Here is a 245-nt window from a genome sequence, read left to right as displayed (position 1 = left end):
TCGCGGATGCGGGCCACCAGCCGCTCGGCTCCGCGCTCGTTGCTCTCGAGCCAGTTGTAGCCACAGGCCCACACCGGGTAGTAGTAGTCGTCCAGACGGGCGAACTCGGCTTCGTCAAGCTTCTCGCACACCCCTTTCACCGGCCGCCAGTCGGCGAGAATGTCGGATTCGACCGGCTCGGGTTGCGGCCAGCGGTCGTCCACGGTGCCGCCGCCGGGGCCCGAGCCGGCCTTCTTCAGGGTCAT

At 68.6% G+C, this 245-nt stretch carries 1 protein-coding gene; it reads right to left on the bottom strand.

What is annotated here, in order from left to right; translation table 11 throughout:
• A partial coding sequence (locus AC3A35_RS27990; protein WP_487439821.1) for a hypothetical protein occupies nucleotides 1-245 on the bottom strand: 245 nt, incomplete at both ends.

The sequence above is a fragment of the Azoarcus sp. Soil_N_20 genome (assembly GCF_057656155.1).
This window is presented reverse-complemented; position numbering and strand designations above follow the sequence as displayed.